A 13,709-nucleotide genomic window follows, 5' to 3' on the forward strand; every position below is an offset into this window, starting at 1 on the left:
GCGTAACCTTACTTCCGTACTCATGTACGGAGTCAAGCGGTATGGAAAATAATTTGGAGAACCTGACCATTGGCGTTTTTGCCAAGGCAGCCGGCGTCAACGTGGAGACCATCCGGTTCTATCAGCGCAAGGGCTTGTTGCCCGAGCCGGACAAGCCCTATGGCAGCATTCGCCGCTATGGCGCGGCGGACGTGACACGGGTGCGATTCGTGAAATCGGCCCAGCGGTTGGGCTTCAGCCTGGATGAAATCGCCGAGTTGCTGCGGCTCGACGATGGCACCCACTGCGAGGAGGCCAGCAGCCTGGCCGAGCACAAGCTCCAAGACGTGCGCGAGAAGATGGCCGATTTGGCGCGCATGGAGGCTGTGCTGTCTGACCTGGTGTGCGCCTGCCATTCGCGGCAGGGGAATGTTTCGTGTCCGCTGATTGCGTCGTTGCAAGGTGGAACGAGCTTGGCAGGGGCTTCCACAGCTTAGCGTGCTTTATTTTCCGTTTTCTGAGGTGCCCCCTACCAGCAACGCACCGCCGAAGACCGGCAGCAGGAGCGCGAGCAATTCCAGATGGTTAACCGGGGCCTGAAAGACCAGATTCAAGACCTGCAAAACCGGCTCATCCAAGCCGAGTCAAGAGCGTCCGAGCTGATAGACACTAATGCGCAATTACAACGACAAACGCATGAGCTCGAACAGGCCAATGCGATGCACAAAAGCACCTTGGATAGGCAAGTGGCCGATATCCAGAACTTGGAGCATCAACTTAACGACGCCTCGGCAAAAAACCGGGAGCGGAAGCATGAAAGCAAACAATTGGCGGATAATATTGCCGCACTCGCAAGCCAGAAAGCAGATGCCGATAAGCAGGTGGCCGTACTATCCCAAGCATTAGAGGTCACCAAAACGGATCTGAAAGCCTCTCAGAATAGAGCGGAAGTTCTGTCCGATGAGAACAAGTTGATTCTTCAGGAAAAAGCGGTGATTCAGGGGCAGTTTAAGCAGCTTCAGGAGTCACTGTCGCGATAAAGGCTTTAGTCAAACATTCATCGAAAAAGCTATATTAATCAATATATTATATACGAAGTGGCTAATTCCAACGCTTTTACCGGCCGGACCTCAAGTAGCTGCACCGGCCGCCATTTCATTCAAAGAGGCCTCGACGACAGTCAAAACTGTTCGACGCACGTCGATCTTCCATCGCACGCGCTCGACGCATCGGTCCAGGCTTTCGCTATCGTCTGCGTCCAATGCTTTGCAAAGTCGCGCCAGTTCGTCGAGCCCAATTCCGGACTCGAAGGCTGCGCGGAGAAACCGCAGCCTTCCGAGTGTTTTGTCATCGAAAATGTTATAGCCACTTTCGGTTCGCCGAGCAGGGTGCAACAAGCCGCGTATCATGTAGTCGCGCACGACATGCACGCTGACGCAAGCATCATCAGCCAGCTTCGATATCGAGTACGCATTCATACTGGGCTTTCCTCGCAGTCCTCTAGCAGCTTAAGCGCGACATCATGACCAAGGTCGAACGCACTCTCGACAGGCACGACCTCAATCCCTTGGTGGGTCGAAGCCCACGAATTTGCAATAGACGGAGACGCAAAGAAATGCACATGACAGCAAAACGAACAACGAATGTCGGGCGAAGTATCCGGAGTTCGCAGTGAAACCATTGCTTCTGCCGGTTCGACATGAAGCACTGCTTCTGGTGCAACGGTGAGAGTGATCGGCCTACCGGTGGCGGCGCAGCGGGAAGTGACACGGGCAATCTTGCCGGTCAAGGCGGGAAACATCAAGGTGTCCAGCGCACACCATGTGTACAAATGACGGCCATCCACCTCAAAAACGTGAGAGGTTTCACGTAGTGTCAGCCCCAGTCCAATGATATTGGCCTCGTCGTCATATTCCGTACCAGGTGCCTGCTCAAGTACCGTTGCAACTCTCGCTCCAGACCATCCGAGTGCGCCGGCGAGCTTTTCGCGTGATACAGGTCCCCCCATCGCTAGCTGTCGGAGCAGCGCGACAAAGAGCGTTGCGAACTCTTTAGGATGATTGCCAGATGAAAGGCTTTCGGCAATCTTTTTGGAATAAATAGTCTTGTTCATTTTCCACCTGTTATATCGGGCAGCGATCAACCGAGATAAACCTTACTCGGCGGTTACGTCCTGCGCTTAAAAAAGACGAATTACTTTGTGCCTTGCCGGCGTTGCCATTCCTCGGCCAGCAGCTGGGCTTGCTGTAACTGTTCGGGCTTCATTTGAGCTGCATAGTCTGCAACGACTTTTGCTGCTGTCGGTTCTCCCGACGCTGCGGCCAGACTCATCCACTGGTATGCCTGCACCTGGTCGGGCGCGATGTCGGTAAGACCCTTTGCAAACAGCTGGGCCAGCCTGACTTGAGCCTGCGTGTGTCCCTGCTCGGTCGAGCCCAATTCCGGACTCGAAGGCTGCGCGGAGAAACCGCAGCCTTCCGAGTGTTTTGTCATCGAAAATGTTATAGCCACTTTCGGTTCGCCGAGCAGGGTGCAACAAGCCGCGTATCATGTAGTCGCGCACGACATGCACGCTGACGCAAGCATCATCAGCCAGCTTCGATATCGAGTACGCATTCATACTGGGCTTTCCTCGCAGTCCTCTAGCAGCTTAAGCGCGACATCATGACCAAGGTCGAACGCACTCTCGACAGGCACGACCTCAATCCCTTGGTGGGTCGAAGCCCACGAATTTGCAATAGACGGAGACGCAAAGAAATGCACATGACAGCAAAACGAACAACGAATGTCGGGCGAAGTATCCGGAGTTCGCAGTGAAACCATTGCTTCTGCCGGTTCGACATGAAGCACTGCTTCTGGTGCAACGGTGAGAGTGATCGGCCTACCGGTGGCGGCGCAGCGGGAAGTGACACGGGCAATCTTGCCGGTCAAGGCGGGAAACATCAAGGTGTCCAGCGCACACCATGTGTACAAATGACGGCCATCCACCTCAAAAACGTGAGAGGTTTCACGTAGTGTCAGCCCCAGTCCAATGATATTGGCCTCGTCGTCATATTCCGTACCAGGTGCCTGCTCAAGTACCGTTGCAACTCTCGCTCCAGACCATCCGAGTGCGCCGGCGAGCTTTTCGCGTGATACAGGTCCCCCCATCGCTAGCTGTCGGAGCAGCGCGACAAAGAGCGTTGCGAACTCTTTAGGATGATTGCCAGATGAAAGGCTTTCGGCAATCTTTTTGGAATAAATAGTCTTGTTCATTTTCCACCTGTTATATCGGGCAGCGATCAACCGAGATAAACCTTACTCGGCGGTTACGTCCTGCGCTTAAAAAAGACGAATTACTTTGTGCCTTGCCGGCGTTGCCATTCCTCGGCCAGCAGCTGGGCTTGCTGTAACTGTTCGGGCTTCATTTGAGCTGCATAGTCTGCAACGACTTTTGCTGCTGTCGGTTCTCCCGACGCTGCGGCCAGACTCATCCACTGGTATGCCTGCACCTGGTCGGGCGCGATGTCGGTAAGACCCTTTGCAAACAGCTGGGCCAGCCTGACTTGAGCCTGCGTGTGTCCCTGCTCGGCAGCGAGGCGGTACCACTTGAAAGCCTCTGCATCGTTGGCAGGAGCCGCACGCCCATTCTTATACATACCGTCGACTTCACTTCCGTAGAGGCGCCCGAGGTTGAACTGTGCATCGGCTTCACCCTGCTCGGCCGCCCTGCGGAACCACTGGATCGATGCCGCGTGGTTTTGCTTTACGCCCATACCGCATTTGTACGCAAGACCCATGATGTTCTGAGCCATGGCATCGCCAGCCCTGGCCTTCTTTTCCCAATCACTGACGGTCTCTGGCGACAATGTTTCAATCGCGGCGCCGAGCTTAGAAAAATCATAAGCCGCCAACGCTTGGTTTGGCATGCCTAACGTTGCGGTACTTGCCAGTACGATCGTCAAGCACGCGCGTACACGGCGTAATTTAAGTCTGATGTCACAAAACATAAAAACTCCTCTGTCCCTGTTTTGGTGCCCAAGGTTTAGCCGGCACAGCACGATAGCTGTGTCACATCCTTCGAAAAAGTCTGTGCCACCAGTTTGAGACCTTCAACCATGGTGAGGTAAGGGAAAAGCTGGTTAGCCAGATCCTGGACGGTCATGCGGGCCCGGATGGCAATCGCGGCAGTCTGGATGATTTCGCCTGCTTCCGGTGTCACAGCCTGGACTCCGAGAATGCGTCCGGACCCTGCCTCAGCAACAAGCTTGATAAAGCCGCGGGTATCGAAGTTGGCGAGTGCACGCGGCACATTGTCGAGCGTGAGCGTACGGCTTTCGGTTTGCAGACCAATGCGCTGGGCCTCTGCTTCACTGTAGCCTACCGTGGCAACTTGCGGATCGGTGAACACGACTGCCGGCATGGCGTCGAGATCGAGCTTTACGTCGCCGCCGGTCATATTAATGCCAGCCCGGGTACCAGCCGCGGCTGCAACGTAGACGTACTGAGGCTGGTCAGTGCAGTCGCCAGCTGCGTAAATGTTCGAAGCACTCGTGCGCATGCCTTGATCGATCAGGATGCGATGTTGCGAGTCAAACGTCACACCTGCGCGCTCGAGATTCAGGCTTGCGGTATTTGGCGTGCGGCCGGTGGCAACAAGCAATTGATCCACCTTTAACTCGCCCTGCGCGGTCGTCAGGATGAATTGGCGGTCGCAATAGGTCACGGCACTCGCCTGCGTCTGTGTCAGCACCGTGATGCCTTCCGCACGGAAAGCTGCAGTCACGGCCTCGCCAATGGCAGGGTCGTCACTGGCAAACAAGGTGCGCCGGGCCAGGACCGTCACCTCGCTGCCCAAGCGCGCAAACGCTTGTGCCAGTTCCAGTGCTACGACCGAGGCGCCAATTACTGCCAGCCGTTTAGGAATGGCTTCGCTAACCAGGGCTTCGGTGGACGTCCAATATGGCGTTCCTGCAAGACCAGGCAACGGCGGGATGGCAGCGCTTGCACCAGTGGCAATGAGACAGCGATCGAAGGCCACTTCGCGAGTGTCACCTTCTGCCGCTTCCACGATAAGCGTTTGGCCATCCTTGAATCGGGCGCTGCCTCGCACCAGATTGATCGACGGATTGCTTTCGAGGATGCTTTCATATTTAGCATGACGCAGCTCGTCCACACGGGCCTGCTGTTGCGCCAGCAGACGGTCACGCAGGACAACTGGGGGCGTTGCCGACAGTCCCACGTCAAAAGGACTTTCGCGTCGCAGATGAGCGATATGCGCTGCCCGAATCATGATCTTAGAAGGGACGCAGCCCACGTTGACGCAGGTGCCGCCGATAGTTCCCCGCTCGATCAGGGTGACACGGGCACCGTTTTCAGCTGCCTTCAGCGCTGCTGCCACAGCGGCGCCGCCAGTACCGATGATCGCCACATGCAGCTGACCTGCCGGTTTCTCCACCGCGCGCTCGCCGCTCAGCCACTGGGCGGCTTTGCCAAGGAGTCCTGGCTGTTCAACACTGCGCTCTTTGCTTTCAAATTCGTCTGTAGGCGTAGCACCGTAACCAAGGGCGCCCACTGCTGCTACGAGCGCGGACACGTCAAGCCTATTGCCTGTGACTTGCGCCTTGTTCGATGGATAATCGACAGCCGCTCGCGTTACGCCGGGGACCGCCAGCAGCGCGTCCTCAACGTGCCTTGTACAACTTGGGCAAGTCATTCCCGCCACGCTCAAACCAACTTCGTTTAACTCTTGCATTCCGCTCTCTCTTTTATCCGTTGTGCCCAAGCCAACTAGTACGACGCCTCGGTCACTGAATCGGTTGTGCGCTTCAGGGAACAGGCTCCGTGGGTCGTTTACAGGCTGCTCACGCGATGACGACCGGCAGAATCGCCTGAGCGGCATCTCTGCCGTGGTTCTAGCGATGCTGCCGTTATTTGTTGCCTTACTTCTTCAGCTCAGATGGGTAGCCTACATCCGTCGTCGCCTTGCTAAGCGCCTGGACGTTGGTCTTCGCATCGTCAAACGTTACGACGGCAAGCTTGGTTGAGAAGTCGACCTCGGTCTTGCTAACACCGTCGACCTTGCTCAAGGCCTTTTTAATGGTGATAGGACAAGTCGCGCAGGTCATGCCAGGAACGGCCAAGGTGACCGTCTGCGTGGCGGCCCACACCGGGGCAACAGCGGCGGCGAGGGCAAGGGAGGCAAACAGTTTCTTCATGATGAACTCCTGGTTAATAGAAAAATGGAACGACATAGGGAAATCCAAGCGCGACCAGGACCAGCACGGCCACGATCCAGAAAATCAGCTTGTAGGTGGCGCGCACCTGCGGAATCGCGCAGACCTCACCTGGCTTGCATGCCTGCACGGGCCGGTAAATCCGCTTCCAGGCGAAGAACAGCGCCACTAGCGCCGCGCCGATGAACAACGGTCGATAGGGTTCCAGCACCGTCAGGTTGCCGATCCAAGCACCGGAGAAGCCCAGGGCGACCAGTACTAGCGGCCCCAGGCAGCAGGTCGATGCAAGAATGGCGGCCAGCCCGCCGGCGAAGAGCGCACCGCGCCCGTTTTGTGGTTCAGACATACGTTGGCCCTTTTGAATTTGGATTGGATAGCGTAACCTTACTTCCGTACTCATGTACGGAGTCAAGCGATATGGAAAATAATTTGGAAAACCTGACCATTGGCGTTTTTGCCAAGGCGGCCGGGGTCAACGTGGAGACAATCCGCTTCTATCAGCGCAAGGGCCTGTTGCCGGAACCGGACAAGCCTTACGGCAGCATCCGCCGCTATGGGGAGGCGGACGTGGTTCGGGTGAAATTCGTGAAATCGGCACAGCGGCTGGGGTTCAGTCTGGACGAGATTGCCGAGCTGTTGCGGCTCGACGATGGCACCCACTGCGAGGAGGCCAGCAGCCTGGCCGAGCACAAGCTCCAAGACGTGCGCGAGAAGATGGCCGATTTGGCGCGCATGGAGGCTGTGCTGTCTGACCTGGTGTGCGCCTGCCATTCGCGGCAGGGGAATGTTTCGTGTCCGCTGATTGCGTCGTTGCAAGGTGGAACGAGCTTGGCAGGGGCTTCCACAGCTTAGCGTGCTTTATTTTCCGTTTTCTGAGACGACCACAGATCAGAAAAGACTGTGCAGCCGACTCTTGATATTCCGTGCAGTCACCTTCTGAAAATGACACTGGTGGCGCAGGGTCTCGATCCGCGTGCGGATAGACGATTCAATACCTGCGGCGTCCAGACTACATTCGGCCAGCAGCTCGCCGTGCTTGCCGTGGTCCATAAAGGTATCGGGCAGGCCCAGTTGAAGTACCGGCATGGTAACCAGGCGGCTGTTCAGGAATTCGGTCACGGCGCTGCCTGCACCACCGGCAATGGCGTTTTCTTCCAGGGTCACCAGTAGTTCATGCTGCTCGGCCAGCTCCAGCACCAGTTCTTCATCCAGGGGTTTGACGAAACGCATGTCTGCGACCGTCGCGCCGATGGCTTCTGCTGCCTCCAGAGCAGGCGCCAGCAGGGTGCCAAAGTTGAGGATGGCAACACCTTTGCCGTTGCGAATCCGGCGGCCCTTGCCAATCTCAAGCGGCGTCAGTTCCTGTTGAATTTCGGCACCGGGGCCCGTGCCACGGGGGTAGCGCACCGATGCCGGTCCTTCGTAGAGCATGCCGGTCTGGAGCATCTGGCGGGTTTCGTTTTCGTCCGACGGTGTCATCACCACCATGTTCGGCACGCAGCGCAGGTAGCTGATGTCGAAAGCGCCAGCGTGGGTCGGACCGTCTTCACCGACCAGGCCTGCGCGATCAATCGCGAACAGCACATCCAGATTCTGGATAGCGACATCGTGAATCAGTTGATCGTACGCCCGCTGCAGGAACGTCGAGTAGATGGCGACCACCGGCTTGGCGCCGTCACAGGCGAGCCCTGCGGCCAGCGTGACTGCGTGCTGTTCGGCGATGGCGACATCGAAGTAGCGTTCCGGGAAGCGCTGTGAGAATGCCAGCAGATCCGAGCCTTCACACATGGCCGGGGTGATGCCCACCACGCGCTCATCCTGTTCGGCGGAATCGCACAGCCATTGCCCGAAGACGTTGGCATATTTGGGCTTCTTCGGTTTCGGCTTGACCGGTTCGGGTTTACTGGGTGGAACCGGCTCGATCTTGTTGATGGCGTGATAGCCGATCGGATCGGCTTCGGCCGGGGCAAAACCCTTGCCTTTGGTCGTCACCACATGCAGGAACTGCGGACCTTCAAGTTCGCGGATGTTCTCCAGGGTTTCAACCAGCAGGGGCAGGTCGTGGCCATCGATCGGGCCGATGTAGTTGAACCCCAGTTCCTCGAACAGCGTGCCAGGGGCAATCATGCCCTTGAAGTGTTCCTCGGTCTTCTTGGCCAGCGCCATCAGGTGTGGCGCTCCCTGCAGAACCTTCTTGCTGCTATCGCGGACCTGATTGTAGGTGCGACTGGACAGCAGTTTGGCAAAGTAGTTGGACAGCCCGCCAACGTTCCGGGAAATCGACATGTCATTGTCGTTGAGGATCACCAGCATGTCGGCGTGCAGGTGACCGGCGTGGTTCAGTGCCTCGAACGCCATGCCGGCGGTCATGGCGCCGTCACCAATAACGGCAATGCTCTTTCGGCCGGTCTGCTGCAGGCGTGCTGCGATCGCCATGCCCAGCGCTGCGCTGATGGAAGTGCTGGAATGGCCGACGCCAAAGGTGTCGTAGTCGCTTTCGGCCCGTTTCGGGAAGCCGGCCAGACCGCCTTTGCGGCGGATGCTTCCCATGGACTCTTTCCGTCCGGTCAGGATCTTGTGGGGGTAGGCCTGATGGCCGACGTCCCACACCAGGCGGTCGCTCGGCGTATCAAAGACGTAGTGAAGGGCGACGGTAAGCTCAAGCACGCCCAGGCCGGCCCCGAAATGACCGCCAGTCTGGCCCACTGACCATAACAGAAAGGCCCTGAGCTCCCGGGCCAGCCGGGTCAGCTGTTCCGGGGCCAGCTCTCTGAGCTGGGCCGGTTCGTCAATCCGGTCCAGAAGCGGCGTATTGGGCCGCTGTGACGGGATTTCCTTGAAAATATAAGTGTCCTGCATCTGCTCGGGTCTTTTCCGGTACGTTCAGTAACTGACTGGCATTATAAGGGAACAGGGGAAGCTGTTTCACACAAAGCGGGCCAGTTGTTACGAAAATATTTACGGCCAGTGTGCGCCTTCGGAGCGCCGGGGTTCAATGGGTTCTTGCCACCACGTAATCGGCCATTGCCCGCAGGGGGTCTGCTTCGGGACCAAACGCCTGCAAACTTTGCTGGGCCTGTTCCAGCAGATTGGCCAGGTGCTCCCTGGCGCCTTCCAGGCCAAGCAGGGCGGGGTAGGTGGGTTTGGCGCGGGCGGCATCCGAGCCCTGGGGTTTGCCAATGACCGTGGTGTCCCCTTCTATGTCCAGCAGGTCATCCTGAACCTGAAAGGCCAGGCCCAGTGCCTTGGCATACTGTGTAAGAGAGGCCAGAGCCTGCTCGTTGACCGACGGCGCGGTCAGGGCACCGATCCGCACGCTGGTCTCGATCAACGCGCCAGTCTTGTGCCGGTGCATGGTTTCAAGCTGGGCCAGTGCCAGGGTCTTGCCCACCGATTCAAGATCAATGGCCTGACCACCAACCATTCCTCCGTGGCCACTGGCCCGGGCCAGTTCCCTGACCATGAGCAGCCGCACGGATTCCGATAACCCCGGAGCCTCGGCGAGCCAGCCGAAGGCCAGCGCTTGCAGGGCATCTCCGGCGAGGATGGCAGTGGCTTCGTCGAAGGCAATGTGGGTAGTGGGCCGTCCGCGGCGTAATTCGTCGTCGTCCATGGCCGGCAGGTCATCGTGGATCAGTGAATAGGCATGGATCAGCTCCACCGCGCAGGCCGGAATCAGGGCTTCGTCACCAGTCTGTCCCAGTGCCCTGGCTGCCGCGAGGCATAACGCCGGCCGGATTCGCTTGCCACCGCCCAGCACGCTGTAGCGCATGGCTTCCTGCAGCCGGCCAGAGGCGGAATCACGGGTAATGCACCGATCCAGTTCCGCATCGACGCGGGCCCGGCAGGTTTCCAGAAAATCAGAGGCAAGCAGGTTCTTTCCGGACATCAGTCAGCATCATCCGGTGAGAACGGGCGGGTTTCCAGGGTGCCGTCGCTGTTCTGGACCAGTTGTTCGACCCGTTGCTCGGCGCTCTTCAACGCCTGCTGGCATTCCCGGGTCAGCTTTACACCCCGCTCGAACGCCGTCAGGGACTGTTCCAGGGACAGCTCGCCCTGCTCCAGATCGCGAACCAGCTTTTCCAGTTCATCAAGAGACTTCTCAAAATCAGCTATCGATGTGGCGCCTTGTTCACCGGCCATCAGAGGCCCTCCGATCGGGTGGCAGAATTTCGCGGATTATACCAGAGCCAGATCGCTATCGCCGCCAGTGGAAGTGACGTCGTTCACCGGTCCGGGCATCCGGACCCCAGTTCTGTTCCGTCACCTCGATTTCACCGCTGGCTGAAACGGTCACCACGGTGGTTGCCCGGGTGCCGTAATCTGAGCCGACGATAAAGGGCGACGACAGGAAGCGCTCGGTCTCCAGCCCAACGCCGGTGTCAGGCAGCAGGTGGTCCGGTGCCGGCGTGCTGTCCTGAAGCAGAGGAATCAATTCGTTGTGCAGCTTTTCTGCGTGGCGGCCGGCAGCGGCAACGGTGTCCCCTGCGGCCTGTCGGAGGCGCAGAAGTTTGGGCCAGGGTGTCTGCAGAAGGTGATTGCTCAGGCCGTAGACCCCGCGGTGGATCCGCCGGCCGGGGTGGGCATCCCGGTTACTGAAATACCAGCCGTCTCCCGTGGTCAGGTGAACGAGGTTGAAGCCGGAAAACTGATCGGCTTCATCAAGTAGATAGCCCTCAAGCCTATCCCGGGAATCGGTGAGGGCCCGCAAGGGCAGTTCGCCCCGGCTGATTCGACCGGTCTCCGGTGTGCCTTCCCGTACATTGGTCACGGCACTGACCTCGCCATCGGCATTGACTGCAAGCCAGGTGCCCCCGGAAAGCAGATCACGGCCGGCAAGCACGCGGGTGCCGGATTCTGTGGTCCACCAGTCCATGGCGGCTGTTGGGCGACGGAAGAATTCATCCCGGTTGGCGGCAACAACCAGCGGGAAATGAGGGTTCTGGCCAAGGGCGAAAGCGATCAGGCACATGGTTTAGGAGTAGGCTCCCGGATTTAATGAAGTTGACTCTTGCGCTGTGTATCATACCAGCCTTGGTTTTCCCGGGTGCGTCTCAAACTATGACCCTTTTCTATGTAATAGCATCTTATCTGGCCCTTGGCGCCCTGGCGGGCACCGTCGCGGGCCTGTTTGGCATTGGCGGCGGGCTGATCATCGTGCCTGTGCTGATGTTCAGCTTTGGTCTGCAGGGAATCAATCCGGACATTATTCCCCATCTGGCGGTTGGCACCTCGCTGGCGACCATTGTCTTTACCTCGGTCAGCTCCATTCGCTCCCACAACAAGCACGGTGCCGTGCGCTGGGATCTGTTCCGGCCCATGACCGCGGGGATTGTGGCCGGTGCCCTGGTTGGCGCCTGGACCGCGTCCCTGATGAGCGGGCGAGCGCTGGAACTGCTGATCGGTATTTTCGTGATTCTGGTGGGCCTGAAGATGTTTTACCAGGTCGACCCCAAGCCCGGTCGTGATGTTCCCGGCGTCGCAGGGCTGGGCGTTGCCGGGGGCGGTATCGGCTGGGCGTCGGCGATTTTCGGAATCGGCGGTGGAACTCTGACGGTTCCCTATCTGAGCTGGTGCAACGTGCGGATGCAGCAGGCGGTGGGCACATCGGCTGCCTGCGGCCTGCCTATCGCCATTGCCGGTGCTCTGGGTAACATCTGGACAGGGTGGGACAATCCCGCACTGCCGGAACCGAGCGCCGGCTTCATTTATCTGCCGGCCCTGATCGGTATTATTCTCACCAGCGTTTTCTTTGCCCGGGTGGGCGCCAATCTGGCACATCGGCTGAACCCCCGGATTCTCAAGCGTACTTTCTCCATCATGCTCCTGCTGGTGGGGCTCCGTTTTCTCCTGAGCTGAGAGGTAGTATATGCTGCAGCATCCCCAGATTGATCCGGTGGCCATTGCCATCGGCCCCCTCAAGATCCACTGGTACGGTCTGACTTATCTGTTCGGTTTTCTAGCCGGCTGGTGGCTTGGACGCATTCGCACCCGCAAGCCCTGGTCGCCGATCAACGAAGAGCAGATGGGCGACCTTCTGTTTTACCTGGCCCTGGGGGTCATCCTGGGCGGCCGCTTCGGCTATGTCCTGTTCTACAACTTTGACGCCTTCCTGGCGGACCCGCTCTGGCTGCTGCGGGTCTGGGAAGGGGGCATGTCTTTCCACGGCGGTTTGCTGGGCGTGATGTTTGCCATGTGGTGGTATGGCCGCAAGGTGGGCAGCGGATTCTGGCGCCTGGCCGACTTTGTGGCGCCGCTGGTGCCCCTTGGACTCGGCGCAGGGCGGATCGGCAACTTTATTAACGGCGAGTTGTGGGGCAAGCCCACTGACGTTGCCTGGGGTATGGTGTTTCGAACGGCTCCGGATTCTCTCGCCCGTCATCCCTCCCAGCTTTACCAGTTTGCCCTGGAAGGCGTTGCCCTGTTCGTGATCCTGTGGTGGTTCTCATCCCGGCAGCGCCCGACCATGGCGGTTTCCGGTCTGTTCCTCATTTGCTACGGCGTGTTCCGCTTCCTGGTGGAATTCGTGCGTCAGCCGGATCCGCAGCTGGGCTATCTTGCCTTTGACTGGCTTACCATGGGGCAGGTACTGTCCTTCCCGATGATCGTTGCCGGCGCCGCCCTGATGTTTATTGCCTACCGGAGACAAGCCCGATGAAAGCCTATCTCGACCTTATGCAAGACGTTGTTGATAACGGATTCGACAAGGGAGACCGCACCGGTGTCGGCACCCGGTCGGTGTTTGGCCGTCAGATTCGCTTCAACCTCCAGGAGGGCTTTCCGCTGGTCACTACCAAGAAAGTCCACCTGCGCAGCATCATTTACGAACTGCTCTGGTTCCTGCGGGGCTCCACCGACAACTCCTGGCTGCAGGAACGGAAGGTCTCGATCTGGAACGAGTGGGCATTGGAGAATGGTGACCTTGGGCCTATCTATGGCAAACAGTGGCGAAGCTGGCAGTGCCCCAATGGCGAGGTGGTTGACCAGATCAGCGAAGTGATCGAGCAGATTCGCACCAAACCGAATTCCCGCCGGCTGATCGTGTCCGCCTGGAACCCCGCTGAGCTTCCGGATGAGTCCATCGGTCCCCAGGATAACGTTCGCGAGGGTCGCATGGCGCTGGCACCCTGTCACTGCCTTTTCCAGTTCTACGTGGCCGACGGCAAGCTCTCCTGCCAGCTTTACCAGCGAAGCGCCGATCTGTTCCTGGGCGTACCTTTTAATATTGCCTCGTACGCCTTGCTGACGCACATGATTGCCCAGCAGTGTGATCTGGATGTCGGTGAGTTTGTGCATACCTTCGGCGACTGCCATCTGTACCAGAACCACCTGACCGACGACATCGTCTTCGAGCAGCTGAAACGCGAGCCCCGGGCCCTGCCTAAACTCGTGATCAAGCGCAAGCCCGCGAGCATCTTCGAATACGAGCTGGAAGATTTCGAGTTTGAGGGTTATGACCCCTATCCGGGCATCAAGGCGCCGATTGCCATTTGACCGAACCCCGAAGAGACGAGT

18 protein-coding genes and 1 pseudogene are annotated in these 13,709 nt (G+C 58.5%); 6 read left to right on the plus strand and 13 right to left on the minus strand.

Going from position 1 to position 13,709, the window contains the following annotated elements:
* Positions 1 to 41 precede the first annotated feature (41 nt).
* Together merR (AC5JQH_RS14790) and AC5JQH_RS14795 are read left to right on the plus strand one after the other, a co-directional pair.
* Positions 42 to 476 (plus strand): mercury resistance transcriptional regulator MerR, encoded by a 435-nt coding sequence (gene merR / locus AC5JQH_RS14790; protein ID WP_010981353.1) that lies wholly within the window; start codon positions 42 to 44, stop codon positions 474 to 476.
* Positions 477 to 560: 84 nt separating this feature from the next.
* Positions 561 to 1,019: a hypothetical protein gene (locus AC5JQH_RS14795; RefSeq protein WP_011405611.1), complete on the plus strand. Its 459-nt coding sequence runs from the start codon at positions 561 to 563 to the stop codon at positions 1,017 to 1,019.
* Between the two features lie 90 nt (positions 1,020 to 1,109).
* On the opposite strand, the gene merD (AC5JQH_RS14800) is transcribed toward AC5JQH_RS14795, so the two are convergent.
* From merD (AC5JQH_RS14800) to AC5JQH_RS14840, 9 genes and pseudogenes are all read right to left on the minus strand, one after another.
* Positions 1,110 to 1,457: a mercuric resistance transcriptional repressor MerD gene (gene merD / locus AC5JQH_RS14800; RefSeq protein WP_021443905.1), complete on the minus strand. Its 348-nt coding sequence runs from the start codon at positions 1,455 to 1,457 to the stop codon at positions 1,110 to 1,112.
* Positions 1,454 to 2,092: an organomercurial lyase MerB gene (gene merB / locus AC5JQH_RS14805; RefSeq protein ID WP_058672289.1), complete on the minus strand. Its 639-nt coding sequence runs from the start codon at positions 2,090 to 2,092 to the stop codon at positions 1,454 to 1,456. The genes merD (AC5JQH_RS14800) and merB (AC5JQH_RS14805) overlap by 4 nt, the downstream gene beginning before the upstream one ends.
* Before the next feature lie 80 nt (positions 2,093 to 2,172).
* Complete coding sequence (locus AC5JQH_RS14810) at positions 2,173 to 2,472, minus strand: SEL1-like repeat protein (RefSeq protein WP_235924378.1); 300 nt, start codon at positions 2,470 to 2,472, stop codon at positions 2,173 to 2,175.
* Positions 2,408 to 2,599: pseudogene (gene merD, locus AC5JQH_RS14815) on the minus strand (mercuric resistance transcriptional repressor MerD); the annotation flags it as partial. The gene AC5JQH_RS14810 and the pseudogene merD (AC5JQH_RS14815), both read right to left, overlap by 65 nt.
* Positions 2,596 to 3,234, minus strand: a complete 639-nt coding sequence (gene merB / locus AC5JQH_RS14820; protein WP_058672289.1) for an organomercurial lyase MerB — start codon at positions 3,232 to 3,234, stop codon at positions 2,596 to 2,598. The pseudogene merD (AC5JQH_RS14815) and the gene merB (AC5JQH_RS14820), both read right to left, overlap by 4 nt.
* Positions 3,235 to 3,314: 80 nt before the next feature.
* Positions 3,315 to 3,968 (minus strand): phenylmercury resistance protein MerG, encoded by a 654-nt coding sequence (gene merG, locus AC5JQH_RS14825; protein WP_011405609.1) that lies wholly within the window; start codon positions 3,966 to 3,968, stop codon positions 3,315 to 3,317.
* Positions 3,969 to 4,003: 35 nt separating this feature from the next.
* Positions 4,004 to 5,713, minus strand: a complete 1,710-nt coding sequence (merA, locus tag AC5JQH_RS14830; protein ID WP_011405608.1) for a mercury(II) reductase — start codon at positions 5,711 to 5,713, stop codon at positions 4,004 to 4,006.
* A gap of 187 nt (positions 5,714 to 5,900) precedes the next feature.
* Positions 5,901 to 6,176 carry a mercury resistance system periplasmic binding protein MerP gene (gene merP / locus AC5JQH_RS14835; protein ID WP_011405607.1) on the minus strand — a complete coding sequence of 92 codons (276 nt, stop codon included), beginning with the start codon at positions 6,174 to 6,176 and terminating at the stop codon, positions 5,901 to 5,903.
* Between the two features lie 13 nt (positions 6,177 to 6,189).
* Positions 6,190 to 6,540 carry a mercuric transport protein MerT gene (locus AC5JQH_RS14840; RefSeq protein ID WP_001294663.1) on the minus strand — a complete coding sequence of 117 codons (351 nt, stop codon included), beginning with the start codon at positions 6,538 to 6,540 and terminating at the stop codon, positions 6,190 to 6,192.
* Positions 6,541 to 6,611: 71 nt separating this feature from the next.
* On the opposite strand from AC5JQH_RS14840, the gene merR (AC5JQH_RS14845) reads away from it, so the two are divergent.
* Positions 6,612 to 7,046, plus strand: coding sequence for a mercury resistance transcriptional regulator MerR (merR, locus tag AC5JQH_RS14845; RefSeq protein ID WP_032490487.1), 435 nt, complete (start codon positions 6,612 to 6,614; stop codon positions 7,044 to 7,046).
* Between the two features lie 36 nt (positions 7,047 to 7,082).
* Here the strand turns inward: merR (AC5JQH_RS14845) and dxs are convergent, their stop codons facing one another.
* The 4 genes from dxs to AC5JQH_RS14865 all read right to left on the minus strand — a co-directional run bounded on the left by dxs (position 7,083) and on the right by AC5JQH_RS14865 (position 11,166).
* Positions 7,083 to 9,053, minus strand: a complete 1,971-nt coding sequence (dxs, locus tag AC5JQH_RS14850) for a 1-deoxy-D-xylulose-5-phosphate synthase (RefSeq protein WP_493791667.1) — start codon at positions 9,051 to 9,053, stop codon at positions 7,083 to 7,085.
* Between the two features lie 133 nt (positions 9,054 to 9,186).
* Positions 9,187 to 10,083 carry a (2E,6E)-farnesyl diphosphate synthase gene (gene ispA / locus AC5JQH_RS14855; protein ID WP_491713285.1) on the minus strand — a complete coding sequence of 299 codons (897 nt, stop codon included), beginning with the start codon at positions 10,081 to 10,083 and terminating at the stop codon, positions 9,187 to 9,189.
* Complete coding sequence (locus AC5JQH_RS14860) at positions 10,083 to 10,337, minus strand: exodeoxyribonuclease VII small subunit (RefSeq protein WP_008176478.1); 255 nt, start codon at positions 10,335 to 10,337, stop codon at positions 10,083 to 10,085. The genes ispA and AC5JQH_RS14860 overlap by 1 nt, the downstream gene beginning before the upstream one ends.
* A gap of 55 nt (positions 10,338 to 10,392) precedes the next feature.
* On the minus strand, positions 10,393 to 11,166 hold the full coding sequence (locus tag AC5JQH_RS14865) for an NRDE family protein (RefSeq protein WP_288367263.1): 774 nt from the start codon (positions 11,164 to 11,166) through the stop codon (positions 10,393 to 10,395).
* Positions 11,167 to 11,255: 89 nt separating this feature from the next.
* Between AC5JQH_RS14865 and AC5JQH_RS14870 the strand changes: the two genes are divergently transcribed.
* The 3 genes from AC5JQH_RS14870 to AC5JQH_RS14880 are packed head-to-tail and all read left to right on the plus strand — an operon-like array spanning position 11,256 to position 13,688.
* A complete protein-coding gene (locus AC5JQH_RS14870; RefSeq protein WP_273157754.1) occupies positions 11,256 to 12,053 on the plus strand; it encodes a sulfite exporter TauE/SafE family protein in 798 nt (265 codons plus the stop codon).
* A gap of 10 nt (positions 12,054 to 12,063) precedes the next feature.
* Positions 12,064 to 12,852, plus strand: coding sequence for a prolipoprotein diacylglyceryl transferase (gene lgt / locus AC5JQH_RS14875; protein WP_008176473.1), 789 nt, complete (start codon positions 12,064 to 12,066; stop codon positions 12,850 to 12,852).
* A complete protein-coding gene (locus AC5JQH_RS14880) occupies positions 12,849 to 13,688 on the plus strand; it encodes a thymidylate synthase (RefSeq protein ID WP_092030347.1) in 840 nt (279 codons plus the stop codon). Before lgt ends, AC5JQH_RS14880 begins: the two co-directional genes overlap by 4 nt.
* The last annotated feature ends 21 nt before the right edge of the window (positions 13,689 to 13,709 follow it).

This window comes from Marinobacter sp. H13, from assembly GCF_059072335.1.